The 2,806-nt window shown below is 77.0% G+C and carries 1 protein-coding gene; it reads right to left on the reverse strand.

Annotated features, from left to right (window positions below):
* The coding region (locus ACJ73U_RS43180; RefSeq protein WP_407783590.1) for a condensation domain-containing protein at positions 1 to 2,806 on the reverse strand (2,806 nt) is incomplete at both ends.

Raw genomic sequence — 2,806 nt, forward strand, 5'->3', positions numbered from 1 at the left:
GAGGACGGCCGCGGTGTCCGCGCGGAGCCAGCGGGCCATGCCGTGGCCGAGGGCGCCGTGGGGCTCGGCCCGCAGCTGGGTCGTGACGGCGGCCAGGCGGCGGGCGGGGTCGCCGGGCGGCAGGTGCAGCCGGACGGTGTGGGTGCGGGTGAACGCGCCGACCGTCCGGGTGGCGTGCTCGTCACGGCCGTCGCTCACGACGTCGAGGAGCACGTCGGGGCCGCCGGTCCACCGGCCGACCGCGGCGGCCACCGCGGCGAGGACGTGCTCGGCGGTCGCGCCGCCGGCCGGCTGGGAGGTCCGCACCGACCGGGTGTCGCCGGGCGGCACGTCGCGGTCCACGGGCAGACGTGCCGGCTCGGGGCGGGCGGCCAGCCAGAACGCGGCCTGGTCGGCGAACGCGGCGCTCGAGGCCTGGTCGTGCAGGCGGCGCGCCCACCGGGTGTAGGAGGCGGCGGGCGGCAGCTCGGCGCCGCGGTGCAGGGCGTCGAGGTCGGCCAGGAGGATCGGCCACGACGCCTCGTCCACCGCGTACCGGTGGGCCACCAGCAGCAGCCGGACGCCGTCCGTGCCGCCGAGCAGCGCCGCGGCGACGAGCGAGCCGCCCGGGTCCAGGCCCTCGGCCAGCTCGGCGGCCACCTGGTCCGGTTCGCACGTCTCGCCGGTCAGGTCCAGCACCGTGGGTGGGACGGGGTCCACGACGACGTCCAGCCACCGGTCGCCCGGCTCGCCGGCGACGGGTAGGCGCAGGGCGTCGTGCCGGTCGGCCAGCGCCCGCAGTGACCGGGCCAGCGCGGCCGGGTCGGCCGCGCGCCACGGCACCAGGACGGAGGAGGTGGCCGGCCCGCCACTCGCCGCCAGCTCGTGCAGCGCGGGGGTGAGCGGGAGCCGGGCACCGGCCGCCTCGGCGCGCGGGTCGGCGAGCGAACCGGCCAGCTCGGTGATCGTGCGGTGGCGCAGCGCCTGCCGCACGGTGACGTCCAGGCCGGCACGCTGGGCCAGGGCCGCGACCCGGAAGACGAGCACCGAGTTGCCGCCCAGCTGGAAGAAGTCGTCCCGTACCCCGACGGACTCGACGCCGAGGACCTGGCACCAGATGCCGGCGAGCACGTGCTCCGCCGCGGTCCGCGCGGCCACGTGCCCGGCCGGCGGGGTGGCGGTCGGCGGGATGGCGGTCGGCGGGATGGCGGTCGGCGGGGTGACGGCCGGCGGGGTGGCCGCGGCCGGTGTCACGGCGGGCAGGGAGGTGAGCGTGCCCAGCGGTGCGCCGGCCGCCGCGCCGGTGACCGCGGCCAGCAGCGTGACGTAGTCGGCGAGCAACGCCTCGGCGGTCGCGGTGTCGTAGCGGGCCCGGTCGTAGCGCAGCTGCGCATCCCACTCGGTGCCGCCGCCGACCGTGAGCACGACCGCGTGCTCGATGTCCCCGTTCACCTCGCTGACATCGGTGACCGTCAGGCCGCCGGGCGCGCCGTCCTCGGTCCCCCCGGCGCTCTCGAACACGAACCGGGTGTCGAACATCCGCCGCCCGTCGCGGCTGCCGGCCCACCGGTGGATGTCGACGAGCGAGTGGTGCTCGTGCGGGTAACGGCGCACCTGCTGGTCGTGCACCTCGCGCAGCCAGGCACCGACCGGGCGGGCCGGGTCGAGGCGGACCCGCGCCGGCACGGTGTTGATCAGCATGCCGACGACCCGCTCGATCCCGGGCAGCTCGGCGGACCGGCCGGAGACCGTGAGGTCGTAGGCCACGTCGTGCCGCCCGGTGGCACTGCCCAGCAGCAGTGCCCAGGTGGCCTGGGCGATGGTGTTCGCGGTGACCCCGTGCCGGCGGGCCGCGGCGGCCGTTTCCCCGCCGAGCGGGAGCGCCACCGCCACCACGCCCATGCCGGCCGGCTCGCCCGTGCGCCCTGCGCGGGGTGCGGGGGTCGGTTCGGTGAACCCGGCGAACTCCGCCCGCCAGTGCGCCGCGCCGCCGTCCTGGCGGGTGGTCCAGGCGATGAAGTCGCGGAACGGCACGGGTGCGGGCAGCGCCGGGAACCGGCCGGTCGTGGCGAGTGCGTGGTAGGTGGCGAACACCTCGTGCTCGACGAGGTCACGGCTCCACCGGTCCAGCTGGATGTGGTGGCAGTTCCAGATGAGCCGGTGCCGGTGGGCACCGGTGCGCACGAGCACGAGCCGCATCGGCGCGGTCCGCAGGTCGACGCCGTCGGCACGCTCGTCGGCCGCGAGGCGCGCGAGCCAGGCGGCGGTGTCCGCGATCTCCCGCGCGTCCCACCGCTCGACCGGGGCGGCGCCGGGGCGGTGGACGACCTGGACGGGGTGGGCCAGCCCTTCCCAGGCGAAGCGGCTGCGCAGGACGGCGTGCCGCTCGATCACGTGTGTCCACGCACGGGTGAACGCGTCGACGTCCAGGTCGCCGTCGAGGTCGAGGTGCCACTGCAGGTAGTAGGGATCCGGACCGGCCGCGCCGAGGGTCTCGACGAGCATGCCGGCCTGCAGCGCGGACAGCCGATAGACCTCCTCCACCTCGGCACCGCGCAGCGTGTCCAGCTCGGCCCGGGACAGGCCGGACAGGGGGAAACCGGCGCCGGTCAGCACCCGCACGTGGTCGAGGAGGCGGTCCGCGAGCCGGGCGACGGTGTCCTCCCGGTGTGCGTTCGTGGAGTACGTCCAGCAGACCCGCAGCTCGTCGCCGGTCACGACGGCGTCGACGTCGAGCTGGTAGGGGCGCCCGGCATGGGACGCGCGCTCGCGCCCGAGGATCTCCGGCAGCTCGGCGAACGGGCCTTCGGCGCCGGCCTGCCGATGA

The sequence above is a fragment of the Actinophytocola sp. genome (genome assembly GCF_045807065.1).
Classification (GTDB): domain Bacteria; phylum Actinomycetota; class Actinomycetes; order Mycobacteriales; family Pseudonocardiaceae; genus Actinophytocola.